Consider the following 3536-nt stretch of genomic DNA (forward strand, 5'->3'; position numbering starts at 1 on the left):
TAACTTCTTGTAAACGGGAAACAGACCGTTTTTCGGTCTTATTTACAGCCTTATTTATGTACCGAAGGCGAAAACCAGCACATATCTGACGATATTAGGGCTGTTTAGTACCGTAAATACGGTGATTTTGCATAGATTATGAAGAAACGGTATATATGCGCATTAGTAGTTGATATACAGATGATTAATATGTATTTCGGCTCTTCGTCACTTTTGGTGGTAAAATCAGTTAAAGAATTTATTAAACGATAGATTTTTAGGTAATTATAACTCTTATACTAACTTTAAAGTAAAATGCAGGTATATTGTTGATAATCAGCATAAATAGTCTGTTTTACCACCAAAAGTGACGAAGAACCAAATTCTTTTGTTGTAAGATTGATCTTGATTCATGTTTCGCAAAGGAATAGGTATGCTGATGAATGATAATTTAGGGGTGAGAATGAATAGGCAGAACTATCTCAATTCTCCTCCTCCTCGGAGGAGGAGTACCCGTAGGGGGAGGTGGTAGGTAAAATAATAAATACCTATTAATAAGAATATTAAGGAATTCTTTCCCACCTACCACCCCGCCCTCTGGGCACCCCTCCTCCGAGGAGGAGGGGAATTGAGATACTCCGACATCTCACCGCTAAATTCCCATTTATAAACCTCCGTGTACTCCGTGGTGAAAAGATTCAAAACCCTACAGAAAGGAATAAAAGTGATTAGGGTTTAGTGATAAGTGATTAGCACTATTCGGCATCTTATTTTTCTTCCGCAGAAAGGAACTTAGGAGATGTCGGTTCCCGCCTTATCTTCTTGCGCAACCACAAACAATACCCCGTTAACGGTAAGCTTGCGCCTATCAATGCTGCAATGAAAGTCAGTATCCGCGTCAGCATACCGCCCCAACTGCCCACATGCACGGAATAAATCCAGCCACGGATTTTACCGGAGTTATCCAGATCCTTATAGAGTGTTGTTTCAGTAATCTCGCCATTACGGGGGTTGAACTTATAACGATCGGTTCCTCGCTGGTTGCCGAAACGAGGGAGAGCAACACTGGCAGAGCCATCGGAAACACTTATCTGCTTGTAGTCTGGATTTGCCTCGGCCAACTGTTCGTATACCTGTTGCCAATTTCTATAGAGTGAATGTTTTCTGCCTTCCCGACTTTCGGAACGTTCACCTCTGCCTTCCGGTCTTCCACTTCTGCCTCCGGGACTCCCCTCCTGCTTACCGCCTTTGGCCGTCGCATTAGCTGCCGCGTTTCCGTGCCCCATACCGGGCTGCACCTCCACACCAAAGGTTTTATAAAATCCTGTCCTATACCACTGGAAAGACCATGTCAATCCTGTAAGAGCCATAGCCAGCAAGAAGACAAGTGCATACATTCCGCCTGCTACATGCAAGTTGTACCAAAAGCGACGCCAACCTTTATTCGCTACAATTTTCAGACTATTCTTCAATGCCTTGCGCGTACGCGGCCACCAAATGACTACACCTGATATCAATATAAACACGAACATCAACGTACTGGTGCCGACAATCATCTTCCCCCAGAAGATGCCGCCATCCTGCTTCATGCTGTCCAGCAACCAACGGTGCATCCGGAACATAAAGTTGAAAAAGGGCGCCCGTTCATACTTACCCGTAATCTCACCCGTATACTGATCCATATACATAGATGCACGACGAGGTTTGGAAAGCGTGACTTGGTAAGCCCGTTCAGGATCAGACGAAATATTAACGCCAGTCACTGATACGCTATCGGGCAAGCTTGCCACCACTTTAGTCATCAATTGCTCCATGGGTAGTGGAGCAGCCTCAACCTTTTTCACAAAGTAGAGCTCGCGATGGCAAAGTTCCATCACTTCTTTCTCGAATACCAGTGCTGCACCCGAAAAGCAGATCAACGTAATCAGTATCCCGAAAGGAACGGAAAGCCATAAGTGTATATCACGGAATATCTTTCTCATTATGTCAATTTATGAAGTTCGTAAAAAAGAGCCTGGCCGGCACATACCAGCAGGCTCTTTATCCCTAATTATAATCAATGAATGGTTTTGTGCTTATTTAGTAGGTATCAACCGGCCCACACCGCTGATCTGAGTAGCTTCAATGGTAACTCCCTTCGTTGCAGTGGCATTCGACGGATTGATCTTGTAGATGGCAGGATAACCCTCGGTTGTCGTTACAGTCAGATAAACATTGCCATTATCGGTATAAGGCGCGTTGCCGAAACCGGAAATCAAATTAGTCTCAGGCAAGCCGGTTACATAAGTCAGCTTCTTGTCGCCCGCCTTGAAGATGGCCAGTTGATTAGCGGTAAAATCTTCTTCAGTCAAAGGACGGTCATACATCAACATCAGGAAGTAGTCACCCGTAATGTGCCAGCAACGGAGGAAAGATTTTCCGCCACTTTGAGCTTCCAGATCACAATAGTAATCATCAAAGTCTTCCGTGCCGTTAGGAATACGTACTACACCGGCAGGCAAAGTGGTCTGTTGGCGTACATCATCCATCGTCTTTGCATAACTGGGAGAGAAAACATAGATATCACCGTTGTCCGCTTCCCAGATTGTCTGGTAATACTGAGATTTATTGCGTCCGCAAGCATAGCTGATTTTATCTGTACTGATCAGTTTCTTGCTGGTAAGAGTCTCATCATCGAAGATGGCTATCCAACATTCATTGGGATATTGCGTCCATTGCAACTCTCCTTTTTTATAGCTACTGCTGTTTGAGCCACCGTCTTCCTTTTTTATCAGGTCTTGATTGCCCGACAACACCCATTCGCCATTATTATACGCTACGCCATACTGGCTCAACCCCATCGGAACAGCTGCGCTATAAATCTTGTTGCCGTGTTGCAGAATACCTGCCAGTGTCACAAACTCACCATTTCCGAGGAAATTCTCTGAGAGATAGGCCTTATTTTGCGTGTCATTGGTCTTATAAGTTTCGGCCTCTACATCCAGATAAGAAAGCAGGAATGTTTTAGGTAAGTAACCGTTATCATCGGCATACCCCGTATATCCGTCACCTGTAGAAGAAGTGATGATATATCCCTCGTAAATACCATAGCTGGTGAACCGCTTCACTGCATACTCGCCCGACCGTGCCACCATTTCATAATTTGAGTTCATGACGAATGAACGGGTAGTACCGGCATTACCTTGATTGTAGGTCAAACCATACAGATATTGATCTTTATAAAATATCCACTGTGACGCACCGTCATTCACAAGGCCATTGTTTATGGCGGAAACCGTTCCTTTATCCAATGTTTCAGAAGTCAATAGAACGTTCGTAGTATTTCCCGAAGCTGTCACAGAGGATGCTATCACATACTCACCTCTACCTTCGGTGCCACCACCAAGGCTCGGCTCATTGTCAGTACACGCTGTCAGTGCCAGTCCGGTTATTGCAGTTACAAAAAATCCAGTCAAAAAGTTATTCTTCTTCATCTTACTTTTAGTTTTTATATTAAACTTAGTTTATACTATACATACTAGTTGGCGAAGCTAATTCGCTTCTATAGGGTTATGAAC

General features: G+C 44.1%; 2 protein-coding genes. Both read right to left on the minus strand.

The window, feature by feature from the left end:
• Positions 1-746 precede the first annotated feature (746 nt).
• Entirely contained in the window at positions 747-1961 is a 1215-nt protein-coding gene (locus BN161_RS14875; protein ID WP_044267552.1) for a PepSY-associated TM helix domain-containing protein, read from the minus strand.
• Between the two features lie 93 nt (positions 1962-2054).
• The gene (locus BN161_RS14880) at positions 2055-3452 is read right to left on the minus strand and encodes a DUF4374 domain-containing protein (protein WP_044267554.1); all 1398 of its coding nucleotides are present in this window, start codon (positions 3450-3452) and stop codon (positions 2055-2057) included.
• Positions 3453-3536: the final 84 nt, after the last annotated feature.

This window comes from Bacteroides timonensis, assembly GCF_000513195.1.
Lineage (GTDB): Bacteria > Bacteroidota > Bacteroidia > Bacteroidales > Bacteroidaceae > Bacteroides > Bacteroides timonensis.